Annotated in this window: 19 protein-coding genes; 13 read left to right on the plus strand and 6 right to left on the minus strand. The window is 69.3% G+C overall.

Annotated features, from left to right (window positions below):
* The first annotated feature begins 69 nt into the window (after positions 1-69).
* From ACFQVD_RS04810 to ACFQVD_RS04820, 3 genes are all read left to right on the plus strand, one after another.
* The gene (locus tag ACFQVD_RS04810; RefSeq protein ID WP_343966698.1) at positions 70-2,109 is read left to right on the plus strand and encodes a Gfo/Idh/MocA family oxidoreductase; all 2,040 of its coding nucleotides are present in this window, start codon (positions 70-72) and stop codon (positions 2,107-2,109) included.
* 176 nt (positions 2,110-2,285) lie between these two features.
* Positions 2,286-2,747: a hypothetical protein gene (locus ACFQVD_RS04815; RefSeq protein WP_343966649.1), complete on the plus strand. Its 462-nt coding sequence runs from the start codon at positions 2,286-2,288 to the stop codon at positions 2,745-2,747.
* Between the two features lie 187 nt (positions 2,748-2,934).
* Positions 2,935-3,669: a hypothetical protein gene (locus ACFQVD_RS04820; protein ID WP_343966647.1), complete on the plus strand. Its 735-nt coding sequence runs from the start codon at positions 2,935-2,937 to the stop codon at positions 3,667-3,669.
* A gap of 135 nt (positions 3,670-3,804) precedes the next feature.
* Here the strand turns inward: ACFQVD_RS04820 and arfB are convergent, their stop codons facing one another.
* Positions 3,805-4,227, minus strand: coding sequence for an alternative ribosome rescue aminoacyl-tRNA hydrolase ArfB (gene arfB / locus ACFQVD_RS04825; protein WP_343966645.1), 423 nt, complete (start codon positions 4,225-4,227; stop codon positions 3,805-3,807).
* Between the two features lie 294 nt (positions 4,228-4,521).
* Here arfB and ACFQVD_RS04830 point away from each other — a divergent pair, with 294 nt between their 5' ends.
* The 6 genes from ACFQVD_RS04830 to ACFQVD_RS04855 all read left to right on the plus strand — a co-directional run bounded on the left by ACFQVD_RS04830 (position 4,522) and on the right by ACFQVD_RS04855 (position 10,995).
* Positions 4,522-6,564 carry a cellulose binding domain-containing protein gene (locus ACFQVD_RS04830; protein ID WP_343966643.1) on the plus strand — a complete coding sequence of 681 codons (2,043 nt, stop codon included), beginning with the start codon at positions 4,522-4,524 and terminating at the stop codon, positions 6,562-6,564.
* Positions 6,565-6,727: 163 nt separating this feature from the next.
* Positions 6,728-6,970, plus strand: coding sequence for a hypothetical protein (locus tag ACFQVD_RS04835; protein WP_343966641.1), 243 nt, complete (start codon positions 6,728-6,730; stop codon positions 6,968-6,970).
* Positions 6,967-7,344 carry a hypothetical protein gene (locus ACFQVD_RS04840; RefSeq protein WP_343966639.1) on the plus strand — a complete coding sequence of 126 codons (378 nt, stop codon included), beginning with the start codon at positions 6,967-6,969 and terminating at the stop codon, positions 7,342-7,344. Before ACFQVD_RS04835 ends, ACFQVD_RS04840 begins: the two co-directional genes overlap by 4 nt.
* A 71-nt stretch (positions 7,345-7,415) precedes the next feature.
* Positions 7,416-8,444: an ABC transporter ATP-binding protein gene (locus tag ACFQVD_RS04845; RefSeq protein ID WP_343966637.1), complete on the plus strand. Its 1,029-nt coding sequence runs from the start codon at positions 7,416-7,418 to the stop codon at positions 8,442-8,444.
* On the plus strand, positions 8,441-10,186 hold the full coding sequence (locus tag ACFQVD_RS04850) for an ABC transporter ATP-binding protein (protein WP_343966635.1): 1,746 nt from the start codon (positions 8,441-8,443) through the stop codon (positions 10,184-10,186). Before ACFQVD_RS04845 ends, ACFQVD_RS04850 begins: the two co-directional genes overlap by 4 nt.
* A 152-nt stretch (positions 10,187-10,338) precedes the next feature.
* Positions 10,339-10,995: a hypothetical protein gene (locus tag ACFQVD_RS04855; protein WP_343966633.1), complete on the plus strand. Its 657-nt coding sequence runs from the start codon at positions 10,339-10,341 to the stop codon at positions 10,993-10,995.
* A gap of 99 nt (positions 10,996-11,094) precedes the next feature.
* On the opposite strand, the gene ACFQVD_RS04860 is transcribed toward ACFQVD_RS04855, so the two are convergent.
* Together ACFQVD_RS04860 and ACFQVD_RS04865 are read right to left on the minus strand one after the other, a co-directional pair.
* On the minus strand, positions 11,095-12,093 hold the full coding sequence (locus ACFQVD_RS04860) for an AraC-like ligand-binding domain-containing protein (protein WP_343966631.1): 999 nt from the start codon (positions 12,091-12,093) through the stop codon (positions 11,095-11,097).
* A 410-nt stretch (positions 12,094-12,503) separates the two neighbouring features.
* On the minus strand, positions 12,504-14,933 hold the full coding sequence (locus tag ACFQVD_RS04865) for a carbohydrate-binding module family 20 domain-containing protein (protein ID WP_343966628.1): 2,430 nt from the start codon (positions 14,931-14,933) through the stop codon (positions 12,504-12,506).
* Positions 14,934-15,366: 433 nt separating this feature from the next.
* Here ACFQVD_RS04865 and ACFQVD_RS04870 point away from each other — a divergent pair, with 433 nt between their 5' ends.
* The 3 genes from ACFQVD_RS04870 (at position 15,367) to ACFQVD_RS04880 (ending at position 18,473) form a co-directional block, all read left to right on the plus strand.
* Positions 15,367-16,200, plus strand: a complete 834-nt coding sequence (locus ACFQVD_RS04870) for a hypothetical protein (protein WP_343966626.1) — start codon at positions 15,367-15,369, stop codon at positions 16,198-16,200.
* A 154-nt stretch (positions 16,201-16,354) separates the two neighbouring features.
* Positions 16,355-17,911, plus strand: coding sequence for an alkaline phosphatase D family protein (locus tag ACFQVD_RS04875; protein WP_343966623.1), 1,557 nt, complete (start codon positions 16,355-16,357; stop codon positions 17,909-17,911).
* Positions 17,912-17,954: 43 nt separating this feature from the next.
* The gene (locus ACFQVD_RS04880) at positions 17,955-18,473 is read left to right on the plus strand and encodes a hypothetical protein (RefSeq protein WP_343966621.1); all 519 of its coding nucleotides are present in this window, start codon (positions 17,955-17,957) and stop codon (positions 18,471-18,473) included.
* 111 nt (positions 18,474-18,584) lie between these two features.
* Here the strand turns inward: ACFQVD_RS04880 and ACFQVD_RS04885 are convergent, their stop codons facing one another.
* Entirely contained in the window at positions 18,585-19,799 is a 1,215-nt protein-coding gene (locus tag ACFQVD_RS04885; protein WP_343966619.1) for an ROK family transcriptional regulator, read from the minus strand.
* Positions 19,800-19,838: 39 nt separating this feature from the next.
* A complete protein-coding gene (locus ACFQVD_RS04890) occupies positions 19,839-21,260 on the minus strand; it encodes an FG-GAP repeat protein (RefSeq protein WP_343966618.1) in 1,422 nt (473 codons plus the stop codon).
* Between the two features lie 95 nt (positions 21,261-21,355).
* Between ACFQVD_RS04890 and ACFQVD_RS04895 the strand changes: the two genes are divergently transcribed.
* Positions 21,356-22,588, plus strand: a complete 1,233-nt coding sequence (locus tag ACFQVD_RS04895; RefSeq protein ID WP_343966617.1) for a cytochrome P450 — start codon at positions 21,356-21,358, stop codon at positions 22,586-22,588.
* Positions 22,589-22,594: 6 nt separating this feature from the next.
* On the opposite strand, the gene ACFQVD_RS04900 is transcribed toward ACFQVD_RS04895, so the two are convergent.
* Positions 22,595-24,022, minus strand: coding sequence for an MFS transporter (locus ACFQVD_RS04900; protein WP_343966616.1), 1,428 nt, complete (start codon positions 24,020-24,022; stop codon positions 22,595-22,597).
* Positions 24,023-24,123 lie beyond the last annotated feature (101 nt).

A 24,123-nucleotide genomic window follows, 5' to 3' on the forward strand; every position in this document is an offset into this window, starting at 1 on the left:
CGATACTCGCCACCCACATTGGCGACGCGAATCTGAATTTCCACGACACCAAGGGAGATCCCCGTGACCATGGACACCGTGCCCACGCCCGTTACCCGAGCGACCTGGGACATCCTCCGTGGGCCGATCCCGCCCGAAGCCTTACTCCTCGGCGTGGCCGGGCTCGCCGAACGCCATGGCCTGCGCGTTCATCAGACAGGTCCGGACAGCATGCTCCTGGCCGGCACTGACGACACCCCTCACGTCGCCATGCGCTGGCACCCCTACATCCCGGACCGGCCCAACACGCTCAGCCACGTCCTGCCCGCCCAGGAGTCGGTCGAGATCCTTCTCGACGTGCATCCAGGCGGGCAGGAGGCCGCCGCAGATCTACGGGTGTGGCTGCGGGCCCGGCTACGTTGTTACGACCCGGCCGAGCTGGAACAGATCATCGCGAGCATGCCGCTGCTCGCCCGCTACGCCACCCCTGCCCCGCACCTCGGCGGCTGGGCCGTGATCTTCCGCGATCATTTCGTGGAGAACACCCTCGCCTTCCTCATGGCGGTCCAACAAGCCGGCGTGCCTCCCGAGTGGATCTATGCGCTGGCCAAAGGCGACCGCACCTACAACCGCGACCGCGTCCACGCCACGCTCCTGGCCCAGGGATGCCGCAGCGGCCTGCTTGACAACACCGCGATCAACGCGCCCAACAGCCATGCCGACGACCTCGCCCAAGCTTTCGCCGACGTGGACGCGTTCATCGATGCCGCCCACGCTGCCAGTCGGAAGGTGCTCGTCATCGACGATGGCGGCCTGCTCGCTCACGGGTACGGCCGCGCCGACTCACCCCACCGAGTGGACGCGGCGCTGGAGTTGACCGTTTCCGGCCTCAAGCGCATCACCGCGGCCGGGCCGCTCGGCATCCCGGTTCTCAATCTGGCCCGCTCAGCGCTGAAGACGAACCTCGGCTACCCGGAGATCGCTGACTCGTGCCTGCGGCGGCTGCGAGCACTGCTGCCCGCGATGAAAGTCATCGGTCGTACGGTCCTCGTCCTCGGCTATGGCACCCTCGGCTCCCGGCTGGCGGCTGCATTGCGGGCCCAAGGCTGCCAGGTTCACACCGTCGATCCCGACCCGCTCGCCCTCATCGCCGCCGCCGAGGCCGGTCACCCCACCTACCGCACCGCCGTGGACGCATTGCACGCGGTGCGGCCTTTCCTGCTGATTGGCACAACCGGCGAAGACGCGCTAACAGCGGAAGCGGTGGGCGCCCTGCCCGATGGTGTGGTCCTCGCCCCTTACGCCACAAAAGACTTCGCAGTCCTAGCGATTGACCCCGCCCTCGCCGAGTCGGCGACGGAGATTCCTGGGATTGGCCGACGCTACCGGTTGCGGGACGGCGCCCAGGTGACGGTCCTCGGCGACGGCCGCTCTCTCAACCTGTTCGAAGCCGATGCCATCCCCAACCAGGGCTACGATGCCTACCGGGCCGGGACACTCCTCGCCGCGAAAGCCCTCTGCGCCCGCGTCGGCACCATCCCGGCCGGAGTGCACACTGACCTCGTTGACGACATCATCACCTCCTCGGGGCTGTACGACGCCTACTACGACACCTACCTGACCATCGGCGCACCCGCCCAGCTCGCCCCGATCGGATCCGAGCCACTGGCGGGAATGACGGCGTGTGTGATCGGCTACGGCGCCGCCGGACGCCTGCACGCCCAGTTCCTCACCGACGCCGGCGCCCAACTGATGATTCTGGACCCCAAACACCAGGACCTGCCGAAGGGGTGCCGCACCTTCTGTCACGGCGTCGACGAACTCCCGCGGCCGGTCGCAGCCGACGTCGATCTGTGGTCGGTGTGCTGCCCCACCGCAGACCACCTGCCGGTGCTGCGCTCGATCCTTACTCACGACCCGGGCGCGCGGGTCCTGCTGGAGAAACCCGCCTGTCAGAGCCATGAGATCGACGCGCTCATCCGCCTGCTCGACGAGCACCCGACCGCTCGTGTCATGGTCATCGACCAGTACCGGCATGCTCGCGCGCTCGGCGTCGTCGCTGACCTCATCAAGGCGTACGAGCCCGGCGCCTCGCTGCGCCACATCGGGATCACCTTTACCAAGGACTGAAGCGCCGACATTGCCGACGGTCGGTTCGTTGACCGCTCTTACGGAGTGCTCGGTTACGAGTGGCTACATATGCTGCCGTGCTTCGCCGCCTTTTGCCCGCTGACGACTTAGCCGCCTATCTGGCCACGGATCCACGGCAGGCGACGCTGCGCGCTATCTGCGATCCCAGGCTATTCGTGTCGACCCTTACCGAGCACACCACGCTCCGCGTCGGCGACGCCTTGGTTCCTGTGGAGCTGCATTCCAGCATCACCGGCTCCGCAGTCGTTCTGGGCCGTACCCCCGATGGTGTGACGGGCGGGTGGCGGCGTGGAGTCCGTCTCGCTGACGACCGGCACCGGTACCTCACCGTCCACGTCGGACGCATCCGCATCAGTGTTCACCTCGACCCGGTCACCACGGCTGACGGATGGCAGCTGGATCGCAACCACCATCGCGTCGTCGCCGAACGTGACGACGAAGTTCTACACGACCAGGTCATCAAGGACTCCCCGCTGCGGACGGCCATCCGCGAGGCCGCCGATGCGCTTACCAGTCTCCGTCCGCTGCCACCGCTGGACCTGGGGCCGTTGCGGCGCATCACCGCGCTGGCCGAGCACCTGCGCGTCTGGTGGCCCGAACACTCCCTGAAACCGTAGCCATGCCTTTATGCCTAGCTTTTATTGGTAAAAGGGTTTTCACGGAAATCGGCGCATGTTTCCCGATGGACAGATGATATTGGTATCTCTCATAGTGGGCGATTCTAGGTGCAGCCCTTCGTGGTGAGAGGAAAGTATGACTGGACAAGAGCAGGAATCCAGTAGCCGGGCGACCGGATCGGATGATTTGGCCGCGATGGTCGCGCATCTTTCGGAGAGGTGGCCGAAGTGGGAGCGCGAGGGTATAGGCCCTGACCGGGAATCGATCATCTCGGCGGCGGCTGTGGGTCTGGTGCTCGATGTGTGGCGGAATTCTCCGCTGGAGGACATGCATGCCGGTGGAGGGATGCGCGGGAAGGGGCCGGATGACCCGGAGATGTTCGCCGAGAGCACCGCCCTGCACCGCCAGGCCGTGGCGGCACTGAGATCCGGTGACCGGTTCGCACTCCTGGAGTTCGAAGACCATGTGCTGGACCGCCACCGCCCTTGGGCGGGAGGCGGTCGTACGCTTCAAGAGATGGGCTACGGGTATCTCGGTGCCTTCAGCAAGCACGTCAAGGGGCGCACCAATGCGCTCATGGGGTTGGAGGGGAACTTCGGCCGCCAGGCCCTGCTCGCGTACCTAATCGTCAAGGCGCTGTTCTCCGGCACTCACCATAAGGGCATGCCGGCGTGGCCTGCGATCGTGGCCACGGTCTGCGCGATGATCGAGGACAGTAGCCATGAGGCGTGGCGGGACGGTGAGCGGTGCCGGCGGGCGATGGACGCCCGGCCGAGTGAACTACCCGTTGTCGCGGACCTTCGCCGCACTTTGCTTGAAGCTCCGGAAACCCTGCCGATGCCGGTGCTCGAGTGGCTGTGCACCTGGAGGCTCGGCCCGATGCTCGCGGCGATCAGCCATACGAGTCGGTCGCGGAGATGAGACAACGCGCCGGCTTGGAGAAGTGAGCGGGGCGCTGCTTGTAACGGCAGCTACGGTGTGACCGCGCCGAACTCGATGGAAGTCGTGGTAAGCCCTGCCTGCATCGAACCGGACCGCTTCAGCGTGCCTACTCGGTCAGTGGTGGTCCCTGCGCAGGCGTTTGAGGTCGGAGCGTTGTTTCTTGGCGGTGATCCGCCGTTCGATCGCGCCCCTGCTCGGTTTGGTCGGGCGGCGCTTCTTGGGGGGCGGGGCGATCGCCTCGCGGAGCAGCTGGGCCAGGCGCATCTGGGCGGCCTCGCGGTTGCGCAGCTGGGAGCGGAACTCCGAGGCGGCGATAGTGATCACGCCGTTCACCAGGCGGGGGGCGAGGCGTTCGAGGGCCCGGGTCCTGAGGGCCTCTCCGAGCGCCTCGGTGGCGGCCAGGTCGAAGCTGAGCTCGACCCGGCTGTCGGTGGTGTTGACCCCCTGACCGCCGGGGCCCGAGGAACGGGAGAAGCGCCAGCTGAGCTCGGCCTCGGGGACCGAGACCGAACCGCTGACCTGGAGCGGACCGGGCATGGCGATGACTTCCTTCTCACGGGGGTGTGCTTCCAGCGTACCGAGGAGTCACAAGCGTGGATCAACCGGTTTTATGCCCCGTTTCTCCGTGGTCGATGATCGCCCGTCCCTCGGCGCCGCTCCCGGATCGGAGAAACCGCAGGTCGCGCGGGGTCGGTGAGCGCCATGACAGCCGTACCGACTGAAACTTTCACCGGCGGTTGACGCGCGTGGCGCCAGCCCACAAGATCATGGTGCCTCCCTGGTCAGGAGGGGGCGTCGATTGAATATCGCTACCCATGACGAGGTGTGCCGATGCCCAAAGTCCCGTTACGGATCGCGTCCGCCGTCCTGCTGACGCTGGCCGCCCTGAACGTTCCCACCGCGTACGCCGCCGACGATGTCACCCCGGTCACGGTGACCGTCAACGCACGTGCCGCACTCGCCGCCGTCCCCGAAACCGGTATCGGTACCAACCATGCGATCTGGGACAGCCAGCTGGGCACCGACGAGACCGCCGACCTGCTCAAGGGCGCGGGTGTGAAGCTGCTGCGCTATCCCGGCGGCTCCTACTCCGACATCTACCACTGGGCCGACCACACCGCTCCCGGCGGCTACGTGGCTCCCAACACCGACTTCGACACCTTCATGCGCGGTGTGCGGCGCACCGGGGCGCAGGCGATGGTGACCGCCAACTACGGCACCGGCACCGCCGCCGAGGCCGCCGCCTGGGTCCGCTACGCCAACGTCACCAAGTCCTACGGCGTCAAGTACTGGGAGATCGGCAACGAGAACTACGGCAACGGCCACTACGGCGACCCCTGGGAGGCCGACGACCACGCCGACAAGAGCCCGGCCGAGTACGCCCGCCACGTCGTCGCGTACGCCGACGCGATGAAGGCGGTCGACCCGGGCATCAAGATCGGTGCGGTTCTGACCACGCCCGCCAACTGGCCCGACGGGCTGGTCGGCGGCGGCGACGAAGGAACCTGGAACAAGGTGGTCCTGTCGATCGCCGGACCGAAGATCGACTTTGTGATCCTGCACTGGTACCCCGGCGGCTTCGACAAGGCCGGCCAGGTCCCCGACATGATCCATCTCACCCGCCGACAGATCGCAGAGTACGCGGGGCCCGGGTCGGAGCGGATCGGCATCTCGATGACCGAGTTCAACACCGGGAGCAACAGCAACGGCACGAACACCCAGCCCGGTGCGCTCGCCGCCGCCGACGCCTACGCGACGCTTCTCGCGAACGGCGTGTTCACCGTCGACTGGTGGAACACCCGCAACGGCATCGGCAAGGTCACGGAGGTCGAGGGACATACCGACTACGGCGATTTCGGCCTGCTGTCGAGCGGGACGTGCACCTCCGACGGCAGCGTGTGCGAGCCGGCGCTGAACACGCCCTTCGCGCCCTACTACGCGCTGCGGATGATGAGCGTGTTCGCCCGGCCAGGCGATCGGTTCGTCGGGGCCGCCAGCGACCAGGCGAAGGTCAGCGCGCATGCCGTCCGCCGCCCCAACGGCGATCTGGCGGTCCTGTTGATCAACACCTCGTCCGACACGTCGCTCCCCGTCACGATCGACTACTCCGGTTTCAACCCGGCCTCCGGGGCGCCGGCCGTGCTGACCCACACCAACGGCGCCACCGACATCGCCGGCTCGACCTCGGGGAGCGCGACCAGCCGGACGCTGCCGCCGCTGTCGCTGACCACGATCGTGGTGCGTCCCGCCTCGGCCCAGACCGGGTTGCCGGGTGCGCCGGGGCAGCCGACGGTCTCGAACGTGACGGACAGGACCGCCGTGATCTCCTGGCCCGCCGCCTCCGCCGGGACGCGTCCGGTCGTGAAGTACGAGGTCCACCGCCACAACGGAGCCGTCGGCGAGCAGCTCGGTGAGACCGCGGGCAACTCCTTCACCGTCGGCAACCTCAAGCCGGGCACGCGCTACACGGTCAACGTGATCGCGCGGGACAGCGGCGGCGGTGTCTCGCCGGCCTCGCCGCCTCTCACCTTCACGACCGGCACGCCCGCCTCCAGTTCCTGCGCGGTCCGGCTGACCGACCAGTCGGACTGGGGCAGCGGCTACGTCGGCGCCATCGACATCGTCAACAACGGCGCGCCGATCAACGGCTGGACCCTGAACTTCGACTGGCCCAGGACGTGGCAGAGCCTGGGCAGCGGCTGGAGCGCGGTCTGGACGCAGAACGGCTCGAACGTCAAGGTCGTCAACGAGCCCGGCAACGGCTCGCTGCCCACCGGCGCGTCGACCACGATCGGCTTCGTCGGCAACTACAGCGGCCCGAACGTCCTTCCCACCGTCTTCACCCTCAACGGAACCGTCTGCACGACGCGGTGACGCGCTCCCTGGCATGAGAGACTTCGTTGTCTCGTTCGGTGCGCCTCTTCGCGTTGATCGTTTTCTGGTTCAGGACGATCGCGACGACTGTGAGAGGGCCTCGACACGATGCAACTTCCTACTCCACTAGGAGCCTGCCTCCTAGTGGAGTATTCTCACAGGCGTGACCGAAGTTCCTCCACCACACATGCGCCAGCTCGCCGAGGTAGCAGCGATTGTGGCCGCCGTAGGCGCCACAGCTGATTGGCTGTACCACCTCAAGGGCGACATGTGCGCGCTGCGTGTGATCAAGGATGGCATCATCTCGGTTCCCGTCATGATCCCTGCCGACCCGGATCGTGACCCGGAGCTCTTCCGTGAAGCCCTCAAGCGCCTAGAGGCGGTCACAGAAAGGATGAGCCGATGAGCAAGACGATCACCTATGTCGTCACCTTTGAGAACGAGCGATGGGTCTCGCGCTGCCCCACCGGGGAGGTGGAAGGAGTCGGTGTGGCCCGCTCCTTGTCGCAGTTGGAGCGTGACTTGGCGGAGATTCACACCTGGGCCTGGCCTGAGAACACCCCTGGCGTGGAGTTCGTCTTCGATCTGCCCGAGGACGTGGCCGCGGTGGTGGCCGAATACAGCCGTGAGAAGGAGTTGGCCGAAGCTCACACCAAGCGCGTCGCGGAACTGGCCGTCAAGGCTGCAAAGGTGCTCACGAGCCACTGGTCGGAGCCGGACGCGGCACGTGTCATGGGCCTGTCCAAGCAGCGCGTCCACCAGTTAAAGGTCGGCGCCTGACGGTTATCGAACCCCTCTGTGTCACGATTAATCAGGACATAGAGGGGTGGCGTGAGCCGCTCGCACGCCGCGTGAACGGCCGCCGGCGGGTCAGCCGTCAGGCGCGGATCGCCGGCATCCGCGGCGCGGACTCCCACGGTGCGATGCTCGGCCTGACGACCCTGCTGAGCATGGCGTTCCTGGCCCTGGTCGCGTTCCTCGCGGGGGACCTCGCGCTGGCCGGCGAGATCACCGTCGGTGAGCTCGTGATGGTGGTCGGCCTGTCCCAGTACCTCGCCGAACCGATCGAGGTGGTCGGCGGCATCGGCGCCCAGGTGGCCCAGGCCCACGCCTCCGCCGGACGCGTCGCCGGTTACCTCGCCGGCCCGCCCCTGGTCGAGACCGGGGCCCGGACCCTTCCCGCCACCGGCGCCGTGCTGCGCCTGGAAAGCCTGACCGGTCGGCACCTGTCGGATCTGAGCGTCCTCTCCCGGCCCGGCGAGCTGCTGGGCCTGGCGATCGAGGACCCCGCGTGCGCGGGCGAGCTGATGGACGCCTTCGCCACCGGTTCGGCCTCGATCACACTGGACGGCGTCCCGCTCGACGAGCTCTCGATCCCGGCCCGGCGCGCGCACCTGGTGGCCGGTCCCCACCACGTCGACCTGTTCGAGGGAACCCTCCGCAGCAACATCGACCCGGCCCTCGCGCTCGACGACGACGAGCTCCACGCGACCCTGTCCGCCTCCGCCGCCGCCGACGTCGCCGCTCTCGACCCCGCGGGCACGGACCGGCCGGTCACCTCCGACGGGGCCGCCTACTCGGGCGGGCAGCGCCAGCGCATCGCGCTCGCCCGTGCTCTGGCCTCCCGGGCACCGATCCTGGTGCTGCACGATCCCACCACCGCGGTGGACGCCGTCACCGAACACCGGATCGCCGCCGGTATCCGCGGCCTGCGGCACCGGCCCGGGTCCCGGCTGACCACTTGGCTGGTGACCTGCTCACCCGCGCTCCTGGCACAGTGCGACCGGGTCCTGCTGGTCCGCGACGGCAAAGTGACGGCCGAGGGCGCCCACCGCGACCTGGCCACGGAACCGGACTACCGTGAGCTGGTGCTGCGATGACCCACGAACTGCTCCCCATCGCGTCCTGGCGCGACACCTTCCGGATCGCCCTGCGGCTGGTGTCCCGGCACCGACGGCCGCTGGCCGCCGCCACGGTCTCGTTCGTCCTGGTCGGCCTGTGTGCCCTGGTGCCGCCGTGGATGCTCGGCCGGATCGTCGACGCCGTCGTCGCCGGCGAGGCGTCGATCACGCCGTACGCCGCGGCCATCGCCGTGGCCGCGGTGCTGGGCGCCCTCTTCACCACGGCCTCGATCGCGTTCCTGGCCCGCGCGGGCGAGCCGGCGCTCGCCGAGCTCCGCGAGGAGGTCCTGGACACGGCCCTGCACCTCGACGCCCAGCGGCTTGAGGTCGCCGGGGCCGGTGACCTGATCTCCAGGGTCGGCGACGACGCCCGCGCCGTGGCGGACTCCCTGGGCGAGATCGTGCCCCTGCTGGTGAACTCGGTGGTCCTGGTCGGATTCACCTCGGTGGGCCTGTTCGCCCTGGACTGGCGGCTTGGGCTCGCAGGACTTGTCGCGGCGCCCTTCTACGTGCTGGGCCTGCGCTGGTACCTGCCCCGTTCGGGTCCGCTCTACCGCGAGGAACGCATCGCCCGGGGCGAGCTGACCGAAGCGCTCGTCGGCGGCCTGCACGGTGCGGCGACCCTGCGGGCCTTCGGCCACGAGGGCCGTCAGCTCAAGATCATCGATGATCGTTCGGCGCGGGCCAAGGACCTGAGCCTCACGGTGTTCCGGCTGCTGACCCGTTTCTTCGGCAGGTCCAACCGGGCCGAGCTCATCGGGCTCGGCTCGGTTCTCACCACCGGATTCCTGCTGGTGCGCGCGGACGCCGCATCTGTCGGTGCGGTCACCGCGGCCGCGCTCTACTTCCACCGGCTGTTCAACCCGATCGGCGCGCTGCTGCTCATCTTCGACTCGCTGCAGTCGACCGGCGCCGCCCTCGCCCGCCTCGTGGGCGTCACCCGACTCCCGCGTCCCGCTCAGCGGGAAAGCGCTCCCGCTGAGCCAGGCCCGCTGGCGCTCGACTCCGTCAGCCACTCCTACACACCCGGGCGCCCGGTGCTGGCCCCGACCTCGCTCACCATCGCCCCCGGCGAACGGATCGCCGTGGTCGGCGCCACCGGCGCGGGCAAGACCACACTCGGAGCGATCGCCCGTGGTGTCCTGACACCGACAGGCGGCTCGGTCTCGCTGGCCGGCCGTCCCTACGAGAGCATGCACCCCAGGGCGATCCGCACCCGGGTCGCCCTGGTCAGCCAGGACGTCCACGTCTTCGCGGGCACCCTGCGAGACGCCCTCACCCTGGCCGCCCCGGACCTGGACGACCGGCGACTGCTCGAAGCGCTACGGGCCGTGGGCGCCGACGGCTGGGCGGCGGCACTCCCCGGCGGTCTCGACACCCGGATCGGCGACGGAGGGCAGCCGCTCGCCCCCAACCAGGCACAACAGATCGCGCTGGCCAGGGTTCTGCTCGCCGACCCCTGGTTCGTCGTCCTCGACGAGGCGACCGCGGAAGCCGGCTCCGCCGGCGCCCGCGACCTGGAGAAAGCCGCGCTCGCGGCGACAGACGGCCGAGGCTCCCTCGTCATCGCCCACCGGCTCACCCAGGCCGAGACGGCTGACCGGATACTGGTTCTGCACGAAGGCACCGTGGTGGAGCAGGGAACCCACACCGAACTGCTCGCCCACGGCGGGCCGTACACCGAACTCTGGCAGGCCTGGTCGGGCGAAGCCGACCGCTAGACACGGCGCGGCCAGGCGGCGACCTTCTCGCAGGCTCATCCGCCTCGGCGTGCCAAGCCTCGAAGACCACGCCGGCTGGTTGAGCGTCCTTATCGGGGGTCGGCTCGTTGGCGCAGAGGTGACCTGCCGCTTCGAGGGCGGGGCGGCCGGCCATGCCGGGCGGCAGCGGTGCCTGGGGCACGCAGGCCACCGCGCCGATCATGAAGTCGGCCAGGATCGGCAACGGTAGCGACACGGCCCAGCCGTCGGCCGACGGGGCGGCCTGCGCCCATCGCCAATACATCCTGCGCTCTGCGCTAACGACATGGGGAATCCGGCGTCGCAAAATTGCCTGCGCGTCACCTTATGAACAACTGTCACGCACGGCATTTCACGCGGAGATCAAGATCATGAGTCTCAGAAAAACGACGATCGGCGCGGTCATCGCGGCCGCGTTCGGCACCGCGGTGATCTTCACCGCCACCACCGCCTCGGCTTCCCGTCAGACGACCGAAACGCCCGCCACGGTCTGCGGCCCGGGTTACCAGGTCGAGCGCCGGGCCTCGTTCACCGGTGGTGTCGCTTACCTGCTCTACAACTCCAGCAAGCAGAACGCCTGCGCGGTGACGTTCAAGACCAAGGACGTGGGCACACGTACCTTGGTCTGGTCGGCGGTGGACGTAAAGGGAGCGGGAGTGGTGAAGAACGAGGAGATCACGCCCCTGCATACCGTGCCCGTTTACCATGCGGCCCCGACCAATTCCTGGGTGAAGTTCTCCGGCGGCACCAAAACCGCCGACTCCGGCGGCGGGTACGAGCAGATCAAGTAACAGCTTCGTCCCCGGACGCTCGGCGTCCGGGGACGCCCGTGGGGCGACACGCTTGACCGCGTACCGGGGGCATGGTCGAGGAAGCCGGCGAAGGCCGGCTCACGCATCCCGCGACCGGGTAGAACGCCTCACCCCGTCCTCGTCTTCGGCGATGATCTGCCGGCGACGGTCTCGCGGGCTCATGCCGTAGGCGGCGCGGTAGGCGCGGCTGAACTCGGCTGCGGTCCTGAACCCCCACCGGACGCCGATCTCGCCGATCGGCCGGCTCCGCAGCCGCGGGTGGGTGAGGTCGGCGTGGCAGCGTTCCAGTCTGCGCCGGCGGATCGTGGCGCTCACGGTCTCCGGCTGTCGCTGAAACAGCACGTGCAGGGTCCGCACGGAGATGTGGTGGTGCGCGGCGATGGCCGAGGGCCCCAGGTCGGGGTCGCCGAGATGGTGGTCGATGAAGGCGTCGATGCGCGCGGCCAGCGCCCGGTGACGGCTCTCGGCCGGCAGGGCGTGGTCGGCGCCGAGGCGGCCGGCGAGGAATGCCGCGGCCAGGTCGAGCCCGATCGTGCCCAGCCGGGGCAACTCCGCCGGGTCGCAGTCGGCGGCGTGCTCGCGCAGGCCGGTGAGGTAGCGGGCCAGCATCGCCCCGGTACCGGTCCGGGCGGGGAGCTTGTGCGCCAGCAGGCGCCCCACATGGCTCCGGGGCAGGGGCAGTGCGTCCCGCGGTATGAACAGGAACGTCACCTGGGTGAGCCGGCCGACGTCGAGGAAGTCGGTGGCGAAGGGGTAGGAGGTGTCGAACAGCGCGATGTCGCCGGCCTCCAGGCAGGAGACGTTGCGGCGCTGCTCCAGCCGTACCGGACTGCCGTGGACCAGGAATAGCTGGTAGCTCTCGGGGTCGTGCCGCCTGACGTGGGTCGGCGTGCGCCGGCCCGTCATCGGCGACACCGTGAACTCGGACACCCGCGCGCCCGCCAGGTCGACGGAGTGCGCCCTGCCGTGGAAGTCGTCGGCGTGTTCGGTGGAAAGCGACGTGGGCACGATCTCGTGCCCGGACATGTGCGCCCACCACTCCAGGCGATCCTTCCTCGGCACGAGGTCGGTGGACACGGAGACCACAGGGCTCTGTTCGACCGTACGGTGGATCCAGGAGGTTCCGTACGAGTGATCGCACACTGCCTCTACGCTCTCGGCCACTGTCCAAGGGTCCACAACCCTGGTCCCGGCCGCAAGACCAACGGCGTCCCGACCGCCTGCGCTCCCGCCGTTCCGGCCGGCCTCCTGCTCCGCCCCTCGCGCAGGCCGACGCCTCACCTGCCGGCAAAGACCGCCCTAACCGCCTGACAAAGCACTACTGGCGTCCGAACGGCATCGAGCATGTGGTCAGCGAACGCCTCGATCACCGCTTGCCCCGGCTGTGCCCATAGGTGAACAGGCCGACAGGTCCTGGGTGATCCGTGCTGTCAACGCCGGCGGCGGCCGGACCTTAAAGGTCCGGCCGCCGCCGGTCTGACCGGAGACTACTTCCAGGTGTCGTTGCTGGTGTGGGTTCCGCTCGCGGGGGTGGTGAGGGTCCGGTTGGCACCGGACTCCCAGGTGACGGTGCCGTCGGGGTTCTTCTTGATGTACTTGTACTCGACGGCGGTGCTGGGAGGCAGGTTGACCGCTACCCGCCAGATCGGGTAGTCGGCCGAGGACAGGGCGATCGCCTGGCCGGGGTTCCAGCCGCCGAGGGCGGGGATGTTGCCGACGACGAAGACGTTCTGGCCGTAGTAGGTGGTGACGTTGGCGTTGAAGGACGTGACGACCTGGGAGGTGACGGTGTCGCCGCGGAAGGTCTCGGCGACGGTGTGGGTTCCGCTCGCCGGGGTGGTGAAGGTGCGGTCGGCACCCGACTCCCAGGTCACGGCACCCGCGGCGGTCTTCTTGATGAACTTGTACTCCACCGCGGTGGACTTGGGCAGGTCGATCACGGCGCTGAACACGTTGCCGCCCTGGGCGGGCAGCTTGACCGCGTCGGCCGGGGCCCAGGAGCCGAGGGCGGCGAGGTTGCCGACCACGTAGAGGTCCTGGCCGCTCGCCGGGGTGGCGCTGACGGTGAACGTGGTGGCGATCTCGTCGGTGGCCGACGGCGGGATGTAGGTGTCGGTGCGGGCGTGGGTGCCGCTCGCGGGAGTGGTGAAGGTCCGGTTCGCGCTCTCCTGCTCCACCACGGTCGAGCCGTTCTTGATCAGGTACTTGTAGGAGATCGCGGTCGAGGCCGGGAGCTGGACCTCGGCGGTGTGGCCGCCGCCGTTCGCGGTGAGCGCGACGGAGCCGGCGGGGTCGCCGCCGCCGAGCGCCGGGGTGTTGCCGACGACGTGCAGGGTCTGGCCGGCGGACAGGGAGGCCGTCACGGTGAACGTGGTGGCGACCTTGACGGTGCTGGTGGTGGCCTTGGCGTTGACGTGGACGGCGACCGCGTTGTTGGCGGGGATCGTGACGGTGGCCTTGCCGCCGGAGACGGTGACCGTGGTGCCGCTGCAGCCGGATCCGGTGGGTGCGCCGGAGATGACGTCGCAGTACTCGCCGTCGGCCAGGCCGGTGGTGAACTCGGCGGTGGCGGCGCTGCCGGAGTCGTTGATGCCGATCCAGGCGCGGTCGCCGCGGCGGAAGCCGATGACGTTGCCGTTGACGGCCTTGAAGTCCGAGACGGACTTGACGGACTTGGCGGCGTTGGCCCAGCCGACCATGCCCTTGATGCCGGTGGACTGGGTCAGGCAGTTCCAGTTGCTTCCGCAGGAGGTGTCGGTCACGTATCCGCTGCCGTTGGCCGGCGGGGACTGGTTGCGGTTGGACCAGGTGAAGCTGTCGTAGACCGAGGGCTTGCCGTGCGGGTAGGCCAGCACGAAGTAGTTGGCGAGGGTGTAGTCGCTGCCGTTCTTGTAGGACAGCACGACGCCGTCTCGCTCCAGGTCGTGGTTGGTGACCATGGCGAAGACATTGGCGCTGGGGGCGTCGAGGTTCCAGTTGCCGATGCCGGCGAGGTTGGAGATCGATCCCTGGAAGTTGGCCCTGATGCCCTTGGCGTAGGCGAAGTCCAGGACGTCGCCGTTGCCGATGAACGCCCGTGCCTTGAGGTTGTCGTTGCCGGCGCCGTCGAAGATCTCTTGGGCGACGTACGGGCGCTTGTTCTCGGCGACGGTGTTGTTCACCTTGCTGAGGATCGCGGCGAAGTCCTCCTTCTTGATGTGCTTGACCGCATCGACGCGGAATCCGTCGACGCCGAGCCCGACAAGGTCGTTCAGGTAGGCCGCGATCTTGTTGCGGACGGATTCCTTCTCGGTGTACAGGTCCGACAGCGACAACAGCTCGCAGCTGGTCACCTGGGACTCGTTGTTCCAGTCGTTGATGCCGCCGCCGGTCGGGCAGTTGTCGCCCGGGCGGTGGAAGTCGCCGTTGCCGTACGGGACGGCCGGGTAGCTGTAGCCGGTGAAGGACGTTCCGGCGTAGCCGGTCACGCCGCCGGGGTTGTTCGTCCCCGCCATGTGGTTGACGACCGCGTCCACGTAGACGCGTACGCCCGCGTTGTGGCAGGCCGTCACCATCGAGGCGAACTGGGCCCGGTCACCGAACCGGGAGTCGAGCTTGTAGGAGACCGGCTGGTACACCTCGTACCACGGATGTACCCCGTCACTGCTGTTGGGAAGGCTGACCGACTCCTGCGGCGGCGCGACCTGGACCGCGCCGTACCCGGCAGGTCCGAGATGGTTCGTGCACGCCGCGGAGACGGACTTCCAGTTCCATTCCCACAGGTTGGCCGTCACCTCGCTGTCGTTCAACGTGACGGCGGCGTTCGCGGGAGGCACGGCGACCACGGCGGTCACCGGGGTGACGCCGCACATGGCGACCGCGGCGGCGAGGAGGACATGACGGATTCTGCTGCGCAGGCGTGACCTAGATCGTTCCATGGGGGGATGGACCTACTTCCGAGGACGAAGGTGCGCTTTGAGGCGGAGGACGGCCGTCCGTGTAGCAGAACAATCTTTGATCCCTGCAAGGATTTCAATAGCTTTCAGCAAGATTTATGAAACTTGCCGGTAACAGAGCCGTCGCTTACATTCCAGCGTCACCGGTGACCCGAGCACGGTGTCGGCAAACCGGGACGCCGTCGCCACCGGTCTCCGGCGGGTGACGCCGGGGCGTGGTGCTCTTCCAGGGTTCGGCGGAACAGGGCGGGCGGGACCCGAAGCGACGACCTACGGACCACAGGTCCGGTGACGGCTTTCGGCGGTGCCGCCACGGTCTTGTGGTGCGGGGCCCGGTTCCGCCACAGTTGCTCGCGGGGGCGTATGTCACCGACACCCGGGAGAACCGGGCGTCCAACACAGGAGGCGGGGGCGGATGGACACGATCGTCGGGGTGCACGGTATCGGTAAGTACCGTTACTACCGCGACGCGGGTAACTCGGTCGGCGGCGCGGCCGCCGCGATGCGCGACAAGTGGGACCGCTACCTGCACAAGGGCCTGACCGGCGGCAAGCCGTACGCCAAGGAGCGCTACATCACCGAGATCGCCTACTACGCCCACCTGCTGGGTGAGAGCAAGGACGACTCTCCACGCGCGGTGCGGAGCATGAACGTCGGCGCCCAGGAGGTCTTCGTCGCCTGGGCCAAGCAACTCGACTCGGTGGGGGAGGGGCTGACCGGCGCCCTGCACCGGATGACCGGCTGGCTGCTGGACCGGCTGCAGAGCAACGCCGTCGACTTCGCCAACTTCTTCTGTCCCGAGGTCGCCGCCTACATGGCGGCCGGGAGCGAGGCGCGCGAGAAGTCGAGGGCGGCCGTGGCCGAGGTGATCAGACGGAACCGGCCCAAGGTGGTGATCGCGCACTCGCTGGGCAGCGTGGTGACCTACGAGACGCTCTGGGCCAACCCCGACCTGGAGGTCGACCTGCTGATCACCCTGGGCAGCCCGCTGGGCATGCGCAATGTGATCTTCGAGCGCCTGATGCCCGCACCGGTCAACGGCTGGGGCGAGCGGCCCCGCAAGGTCAGGCGGTGGGTGAACATCGCCGACAAGGACGACATCGCGGCGATCCCGCCGGGGCTGCGGACCTGCTTCACCGGCGTCGACCAGGAGGCGCTGGTCAACCTCGACTGGCTTGACTTCCACACCGCGGAGAAATACCTGGGCTGCGGCGCCCTCAACTCCCACCTCAAGCCCTACCTGGGATGAGCCGACCGCCGCGGCCACCATGGGGAGCCCGGCCTTCGCCTCGATGTCCCCCGCTCGACCATCGCGGGTAGCGCACTCGCCTGTGCGACGGCTGTTCATCCGGCCTTGATGCGCAGGTCATGGCGGGGAAAGCTGGAGCGGCTGCACTGGGGGTGTGGAGCAGAAGCTGTCACGCAGAGTGTTTCTTTCCGCCGCCGCCGGTGCGGGCGGCCTGTTGCTCACCGGGGCCGGGCACGGCCCGGCCCGGACCCTCGCTCGCGACCCGTTCACGCTCGGCATCGCCTCCGGAGACCCGTCGGCGGACGGCGTCGTGCTGTGGACCAGGCTCGCCCTCGACCCGCTCGGCCCGGACGGCCGGGGCGGGATGCCGACCAGGGACGTGGACGTCGAATGGCAGCTCGCCACCGACGAGCGGTTCGCCAGGGTGGTCCGCGCGGGTACCGAGACCGCGCGCCGGCAGCGGGCGCACAGTGTCCACGTCGAGGTGGATCACCTGGAGCCCGGCCGGGAGTACTTCTACCGCTTCCGGGCCGAGGGCCACCTGTCGCCGACCGGCCGCACCCGCACCGCCCCGTCCGCCGTGTCCACTGTGTCTTCATCGTCCCCGCTGACCTTCGCCGTCGCCGCCTGCGCCCACTACGAGCACGGTTTCTACACGGCATACCGGAGGCTGGCCGAGCAGGATCCCGAGCTGGTCGTCCACCTGGGCGACTACATGTACGAGTACGCGCCACGGGGGTACACGGCCCTCGCCGGGAGCGTGCGGCAGCACACCTCGGGCACCTGCGCCACGCTGGCCGACTACCGGACGCGGCACGCGCAGTACAAGAGCGACGCCGACCTGCAGGCGGCGCACGCGGTCGCGCCGTGGCTGGTGGCCTTCGACGACCACGAGATCGAGAACAACTGGGCGGGAGAGGTCTCCAGTTCCGGGGACCCGGCGTTCGCCCGGCGCAGGGCCAACGCCTTCCAGGCATACTACGAGAACATGCCGTTGCGCCGGGCGAGCGTGCCCGGCGGGGCGTCGATGCGGGTCCACCGCCGGGTGGACTGGGGGCCGCTGGCCCGCTTCCACCTGCTCGACACCCGGCAGTTCCGCGACGACCAGGCCTGTGAGGACGGGCTCAGGTCCGGTTGCGACGACAGGCTGGCCACCGGCCGCACCCTGCTCGGCGCGGACCAGCGGAACTGGCTGCTCGACGGCCTCGCGAGCTCCGGCGCCCGCTGGAACCTGGTCGGCCAGCAGATCCTGATGGCCCAGCGGGACTCCAAGGTCGGGCCGGGCACCGAGGTCAACATGGACTCCTGGGACGGCTACGCCGCCGAGCGCACCCGCCTGCTGACCGGATTCCGGGACTCGGGCGCGGCCAATCCGGTGGTGCTGACCGGAGACGCGCACATGCACCACGCGGCGGACCTGAGGCTCGACTTCGACGACCCGGACTCGCCCCGGGTCGCGGTGGAGCTCGTCACCTCCTCGATCGCCAGCGACGGCGACGGCTATCGCGACGAGAGCCGGATCGCCGCGACGATCGCCGAGAACCCGCACATCTCCTACCTCGACCAGCGGCGCGGCTACATCGTCTGCCGGGTCACGGCACAGGAGTTGCACGCCGATTTCCGCACGCTCGACCACATCAGCAGGCGCGGCGCTCCGGCGAAGACCGGCGCCCGGTTCACCATTCCGGCAGGACAGACGGCACTGACCTAAAGCGCCAGAGGAATTTCTGCAAAGTTGTTGGATGATGCCGCTTATGAGTCCCCTCACCACGAGGCTCAGCGCCGCGGCTCTCGCCGTGGCGCTGTGCGGCACCCTCCTCGTCCAGAGTCCCGCCCCAGCCGCCGGATCCGCCCTATCCGCCGTGGCGACCACCGCGGCGCCCAACGACTTCAGGTACGTGATCTCCTTCCCCAAGCACGTCCGCCGGGGCGGATCCCTCGTCTACACGATCAAGGTCCGCAACGCCAAGGCCAAGGGCCAGCACTACGTGGCGCTCGTCGGAGACTTCTCCACCCGGTTCCGCAAGATCAAGGTGATCTCCAAGCCGCGCAGCGTCAAGTGCTCCGTCAAGCGCCGTGACCTGTCGTGCTGGGTCACCTCCCTGGACAGGGGCGACTCGACGACGGTACAGGTCCGCGCCTGGGCGGGCTCGCGCCGGGGCACCGCCACGGCCAAATTCGGGGCGATCGTCACCACCGACGGGAAGGCCGACATCCGTAAGCTCCACAAGGAGATTCGCTACACCATCAAGACCAGAACGCGTATCCGTTAGCCTCCCGGTGGACCGGGGGCGTGCGGCCGGGCTCTCCGGCCTCCCGGCCCCGGGACCCGTCACGTGGAACCGGCGCCGGCGCCGCCACCCGCCTTCCGCCGGAGCGAACGGTCAGATCCCGGCGCGCTTCCGGGGACGGGTGGGAGTGCCGTTCGGCTTTGACGTCGTGCCGGTCTGCAGGAAGTTCTCGATCACCAGGGTGGCCGCGCCCAGTGCGACGGAGTCGACGCCGAGGCGGCCCAGGCCGATGGAGACCGTCTTGTACGGCTGCGCCAGGCAGTTGTCCGCGGCGACCTTCCTGATCCTCGGCAGCAGGTGCTCGCCGAGCAGCACGCCGGCCCAGCCGCCGATGATGATCCGCTCGGGGTTGAACAGGTTGATCAGGTTGGCCAGGCCGACGCCCAGGTAGGTGACGGTCTCGTCGATGACGGGGGAGTCGCCGGCCACCAGTTCGGCCAGCGCGGCCTGCTCGTCGACGCTCTCCGTCCAGACCCCGGCACGTTCCAGAATGCCCCTGGCCCCCACGTACGCCTCCAGACAGCCCGCTCCGCCGCAGCGGCACCGGTGCCCGCCGACCATGATCTTCGTGTGGCCCCATTCGCCGGCGCTGCTGTTGGCCCCCAGGTACGTGGTCCCGTCGGTGATGATGCTCGCCCCGACCCCCGAGCCGATCAGCACCACCACGGCGTGCCTGGCCCTGCGCCCGACGCCGAACCACAGCTCGGCCTGCCCCATCGACTTGGCGCCGTTGTCCACGAAGAGCGGCAGGTCGGTGCCCGCCCGCAGGAGCCTGCCGAGGGGGACCGCGTCCCACCCGAAGGTCGGGGCGTGGATCAGGGCGTCGGGCCCCGTCTCGACGACGCCGGGAACGCCCACCCCCACGCCGAGCACCCGCTCGGCGGGCACGCCGCTCTCGTTCAGGACCACCTCGATGCCCTCGATGATGTGGCGGACGACCAGATCGACGTCGTGCCGGGTCGGGCGGAGCGCGTACTCCGCCCTGGCCTGCCGGTTCATGTCCAGGTCGAAGAGTTCGACGTGCACGTGCGTCTCGCCGACGTCGACGCCGATGGCGTAGCCGTGGGTGGTGTTGACCCGTAGCAGCACGCGCGGCCTGCCTCCGTCGGAGTCGGCCAGGCCCGCCTCGACGATGGTCCCGCTCGCCAGCAGGTCTCCCGTCACGTTGCTCACGGTGGCCGGGCTGAGCCCGATGGTCTCGCTGAGCTCCTGGCGGCTGGCGGGTCCCTCGAAGTAGAGGGCGCGCAGCACTATCGCCCGGTTGCCTCGGCGTAGGTCGCGGACGGTCCTGTGCTGTGCGTCGAACATGACCATCATCTTAGGTAGCGCGTCGAAGAAAACGGTCGTCTACCGGGGCGAGGACGAGTTCGTGAGGGCGTAACCGAACAGGGTGTCCTTGGCGGCGGTGGCCAGTGTCCTCGCCGTCGACGGGCGGATACCGGGGTAGGGGCCTTTCCGCACGGTCCCGCGCAGCAGGGTGAGCCTGCCGTCGCGCGGGGCGGCGACGACCAGACCGCGGCCCGCGACCGTGGCCAGGGCCCCGCCGAAGTCGCCGCCCTCGCCGGTGATCAGCAGGTTGCCGCTCCTGGTGAGCCCGCCGGAGCGGGTACCCGCGAGCACCTGGACGGCGTTCTCGCCCGGCACCCCGATCGCCAGCTCGTCGTCGCCGTCGCCGTTGAGGTCTCCGGCGGCGAGGGCGGCGCCGAAGCGGTCGAAGTAGCGCGGTTCCCCCTTCAGGGAGCGCTGCGACCAGGCTTCCGAGACCGTCGTGCGCAGCCCGGCGCGGGAGCCGTAGACGACGTGCACCGTGCCGTCGCCGTAGTCCATCGCCCGCTGGTTCTCGGTCAGGCCCTCGCCCGGTACGCCGATCGCCAGGTCGGCGTGGCCGTCGGCGTCGAAGTCCCCGGCCCCCAGCGCCTCACCGAAGAAGTCCCAGGCCTCGGCGCGGCCGCTGATCCCCGGGCTGTCCTGGGTGAGCAGGGTCGCCTTCCGCCGCCGGACGTCGAGCACGGTGACCGAGCCCTGGCCGTTCCTCAGGACCGTGTCCGCGGGCGCGCCCACGGCGACCTCGGCCCGTCCGTCGCCGTCGAAGTCGCCGGTGGCGAGCACCGCGCCGAACTGGTCGGTCTCCTTCTCGGGCTGTCCCACCCAGCCGGTCCTCTGTGTGATCGTGTACGGCTCGCGTCCGCCGAACCCGTACACCCCGACCGCGCCGCCGCCCAGCCCCGGGGCGCCGATCACCAGCTCGTCGTCCCCGTCTCCGTCCAGGTCCCCCGCCGCGAGCGCGGCCCCGAACCGGCCGGAGTCGCGCTCACGGCCCAGATCCCCGGCGTCGATCACCCTGCCGGGCCGCAGGCCGCCCGGCGAGCCGTGGAACAACAGCACCACTCCGTCGCCGTCGGCTCCCGGCCGGGACCGGTTCTTCTCGGAGACGCCCACGGCCAGGTCGGCGCAGCGGTCGCCGTCGAAGTCGCCGGTCGCCAGCGCCGAGCCGAACGCGTCCCCGGTCTCGCTCTCGCCGGGCACGCCGGGCTCGTCCTGGGTCAGCCTGTGGGGGGTGCGCAGGTCGTACAGGACGGTGACCGCCCCCGCGCGGGCGTGGCCGCCGGAGCGGGTGTGGGGCGCGGCGACCGCGAGATCGGCCCGTCCGTCGCCGTCGAAGTCGGAGGGTACACCGGAGCAGGCGCTCGCGCCGGAGACGGCCGAGGAGGGGGAGGCGGAGACCAGAAGGGAGGTGAAGGCGATGGAGACGAGAAACACGGCTCTCATAACCGCGATGATTTCCGATAATTCGGACACGCGACCCACAAGGATATGAAATTCACGTGGCCGGTACGGGTAAAGAACGTGCCAGGATTGGAAGCATGGAAATCGACCTGGCCGACCTGGGATTCTGGCGGCGGCCGCTCAAGGAGCGGCATGAGGCGTTCGCGCGGCTTCGGGATCTCGACCGGCCGGTGTTCTTCGAGGAGAAGCGGGTGCCGCTGCTCCGCTCGGGCAGGGGTTTCTACGCGCTGGTCAGGCACGCCGACGTGGTGGAGGCCAGCCGCAACGCCAAGGTGTTCTCCAGCGAGCCCGGCGTGACCAGCCCCGAGCCGCCCGGCTGGGTCAAGCACGTGTTCGGCGAGTCCATGGTCAACATGGACGATCCCCGGCACGCCCGGCTCCGCCGCATCGTCTCCCGCGCGTTCAGCCCGAAGATGCTGAGCAACCTGCAGGGCGACATCGACGCCGCGTGCGCGCGGATCGTCGACGACGTGACGGCCTCGGGGCCCGGCGGCGACTTCGTCACCCAGGTGGCCGCCCGGCTGCCCATCCACGTCATCTGCGACATGATGGGCATCCCCGACGACGTGCGGGCCAGGGTCCACCAGCACGTCGACATCTCCACCGCCTACTCCGGCGTGCGGCCCAGCCTGGCGCACACGGTCAGGATGGCCGCCCAGAACACGCTCGCGCTGCTCGCCCTGCAGCGCCTGGTGATCAACCTGGGCAGGGAACGCTCGGGGGCGCCGGGCAGCGACCTCGTCTCCGCGCTGGTCACCGCCAACGTCGACGGTGAGAGGCTGACCGACAGGGAGCTGGGATCGTTCTTCACGCTCCTGCTCGTGGCGGGCAACGAGACGGCCCGCAACACCATGGCGCACGGTATCAAGCTGCTGACCGACAACCCCGAGCAGCGGCGCCTGCTGACAGACGACTTCGACGCCCACATCGGCGGCGCCATCGAGGAGATGGTCCGCTACGTCTCACCCATCATGCAGTTCCGCCGGACCGTCACCGAGGACTACGACCTGCGCGGCCTGCAGTTGAAGGCGGGCGACAAGGTGGTGCTCTTCTACGGCTCGGCCAACCGCGACGAGACGGTGTTCCCGGACGCCGACCGGTTCGACATCACCCGGGACACCAAGCCCCACGTGGGCTTCGGCGGTCCGGGACCGCACTTCTGCCTGGGAGCCAACCTCGCCAGGCAGGAGATCAGGGCGATGTTCCGCGAGCTGCTCACCCGGCTGCCCGAGATCCGCTCGGTCGGCGAGCCGGAACTGCTGGTGTCCAACTTCGACAACAGTGTCCGCAGCCAGGCGTTCACCTTCTGAGGACGGTCACCTGCCCGGCTGGGGAGCCGTCACCGGGCAGCCGGTCTTCGGCTCCGAGCGGATCAGCACGTTCTCCCGGACGGTGAGGAAGGTGAGCAACGCCGCCAGGCCCATCATCGACGCGCTGACCAGCATGGTCGTGTGGAATCCGGCGGTGAAGATCGTGGGGGAGTCGAAGGCGTCACCGGTCAGCCCGGTCAGCGGAGGGATCGCGGCCACCGCGAGCAGCCCGCCGGTCCTGGCGACGGCGTTGTTCACCCCGCTCGCCACCCCCGCGTGCCGCTCGTCGGCGGTGGCGAGCACCGTCGCGGTGAGCGGCGCGACCGCCGCCGACAGACCCAGGCCGAACAGGGTCGTCACGGGCAGCACGTCCACCACGTACGACGAGCCGGGGCCGATCCGCGACATCAGCAGCAAAGCCCCCGCGCAGACCAGGATGCCGGCCGTCATCGGCAGCCGCGGCCCGGCGCGCCTGGCCAGCTCGCCCGCGCGCGACGACAGCAGCAGCATCAGGATCGTCACCGGGATCATCGCGGACCCGGCCAGCAGCGGGGAGAAGCCCGACGACACCTGCAACTGGACCACCAGGAGGAAGAACACCACGCCCATCGCGGCGTACATGACGAACGTGACGATGTTGACGGCGGTGAACACCCTGGAGGCGAAGACCTCGACCGGGACCAGCGCCCTGGGCGAGCGCCTGATCTCCAGCCAGACGAACGCGGCGCCCAGCGACACGCCCACCACGATCGGGACGACCTCCAGGCCGATCAGGCCGTAGGTGATCCCGGCCAGTGCCAGCGCCGCCAGCGCCGCGCCGAGCACGTCGAACCGGCCGGCGGCCTCGGTGTTCCTGCTCTCCGGGACGTGCCGCAGGGCGACCAGCACGACGAGTGCGGCCAGCGGCAGGTTGATCAGGAACACCCAGCGCCAGCCGGCCGTCTCCACCAGCCACCCGCCGAGCAGCGGGCCGATGGCCGAGGCCACCCCGCCCAGCCCCGACCACGCCCCGATCGCCCTGGGGCGGTCCTCACGGCCGAAGGAGGACTGGATGATGGCCAGGGCGCCGGGGGTCAGCAGCGCCCCGCCGATGCCCTGCAGCGCGCGGGCCGCGACCAGCGTCTGCACGTTGGGCGCCAGGCCGCACAGGGCGGAGGCGAGGGCGAACCAGACGACGCCGATCAGGAAGATCCTGCGCCTGCCGTACCGGTCGCCGAGCGAGCCGCCCAGCAGGATCAGGCCCGCCAGGGTGAGGGTGTAGGCGTTGACGGTCCACTGCAGACCGGCCATGTCGGCGCCGAGATCGGCGCCGAGCGCGGGCAGTGCCACATTGACCACCGTGCCGTCCAGCAGGGCGATGCCGGAACCGAGCACCGTGGTGAGCAGAACCCAGCGCCCCGCCGCGGAATTGAGACGGATGTGACCGTTGTCCATGCGGTCCATCATCGCCGAGCTTTCACATCTGTCTGACCTGCGCACATGATTCTTGAAGTGTCGTGCACCTCTGATAGGACAGGTTCTGTCGTGTCACGCCT

Source organism: Streptosporangium amethystogenes subsp. fukuiense (genome assembly GCF_042665875.1).
GTDB lineage: Bacteria > Actinomycetota > Actinomycetes > Streptosporangiales > Streptosporangiaceae > Streptosporangium > Streptosporangium fukuiense.

Coding starts and splice junctions, on each gene's coding strand:
- ACFQVD_RS04900 (WP_343966616.1), bottom strand. CDS start 24,022: ATGGACAACGGTCACATCCGTCTCAATTCCGCGGCGGGGCGCTGGGTT.
- ACFQVD_RS04865 (WP_343966628.1), bottom strand. CDS start 14,933: ATGGAACGATCTAGGTCACGCCTGCGCAGCAGAATCCGTCATGTCCTC.
- ACFQVD_RS04880 (WP_343966621.1), top strand. CDS start 17,955: ATGAGTCCCCTCACCACGAGGCTCAGCGCCGCGGCTCTCGCCGTGGCG.
- ACFQVD_RS04855 (WP_343966633.1), top strand. CDS start 10,339: ATGCCGGGCGGCAGCGGTGCCTGGGGCACGCAGGCCACCGCGCCGATC.
- ACFQVD_RS04890 (WP_343966618.1), bottom strand. CDS start 21,260: ATGAGAGCCGTGTTTCTCGTCTCCATCGCCTTCACCTCCCTTCTGGTC.
- ACFQVD_RS04850 (WP_343966635.1), top strand. CDS start 8,441: ATGACCCACGAACTGCTCCCCATCGCGTCCTGGCGCGACACCTTCCGG.
- ACFQVD_RS04885 (WP_343966619.1), bottom strand. CDS start 19,799: ATGTTCGACGCACAGCACAGGACCGTCCGCGACCTACGCCGAGGCAAC.
- ACFQVD_RS04895 (WP_343966617.1), top strand. CDS start 21,356: ATGGAAATCGACCTGGCCGACCTGGGATTCTGGCGGCGGCCGCTCAAG.
- ACFQVD_RS04840 (WP_343966639.1), top strand. CDS start 6,967: ATGAGCAAGACGATCACCTATGTCGTCACCTTTGAGAACGAGCGATGG.
- arfB (WP_343966645.1), bottom strand. CDS start 4,227: ATGCCCGGTCCGCTCCAGGTCAGCGGTTCGGTCTCGGTCCCCGAGGCC.
- ACFQVD_RS04870 (WP_343966626.1), top strand. CDS start 15,367: ATGGACACGATCGTCGGGGTGCACGGTATCGGTAAGTACCGTTACTAC.
- ACFQVD_RS04830 (WP_343966643.1), top strand. CDS start 4,522: ATGCCCAAAGTCCCGTTACGGATCGCGTCCGCCGTCCTGCTGACGCTG.
- ACFQVD_RS04810 (WP_343966698.1), top strand. CDS start 70: ATGGACACCGTGCCCACGCCCGTTACCCGAGCGACCTGGGACATCCTC.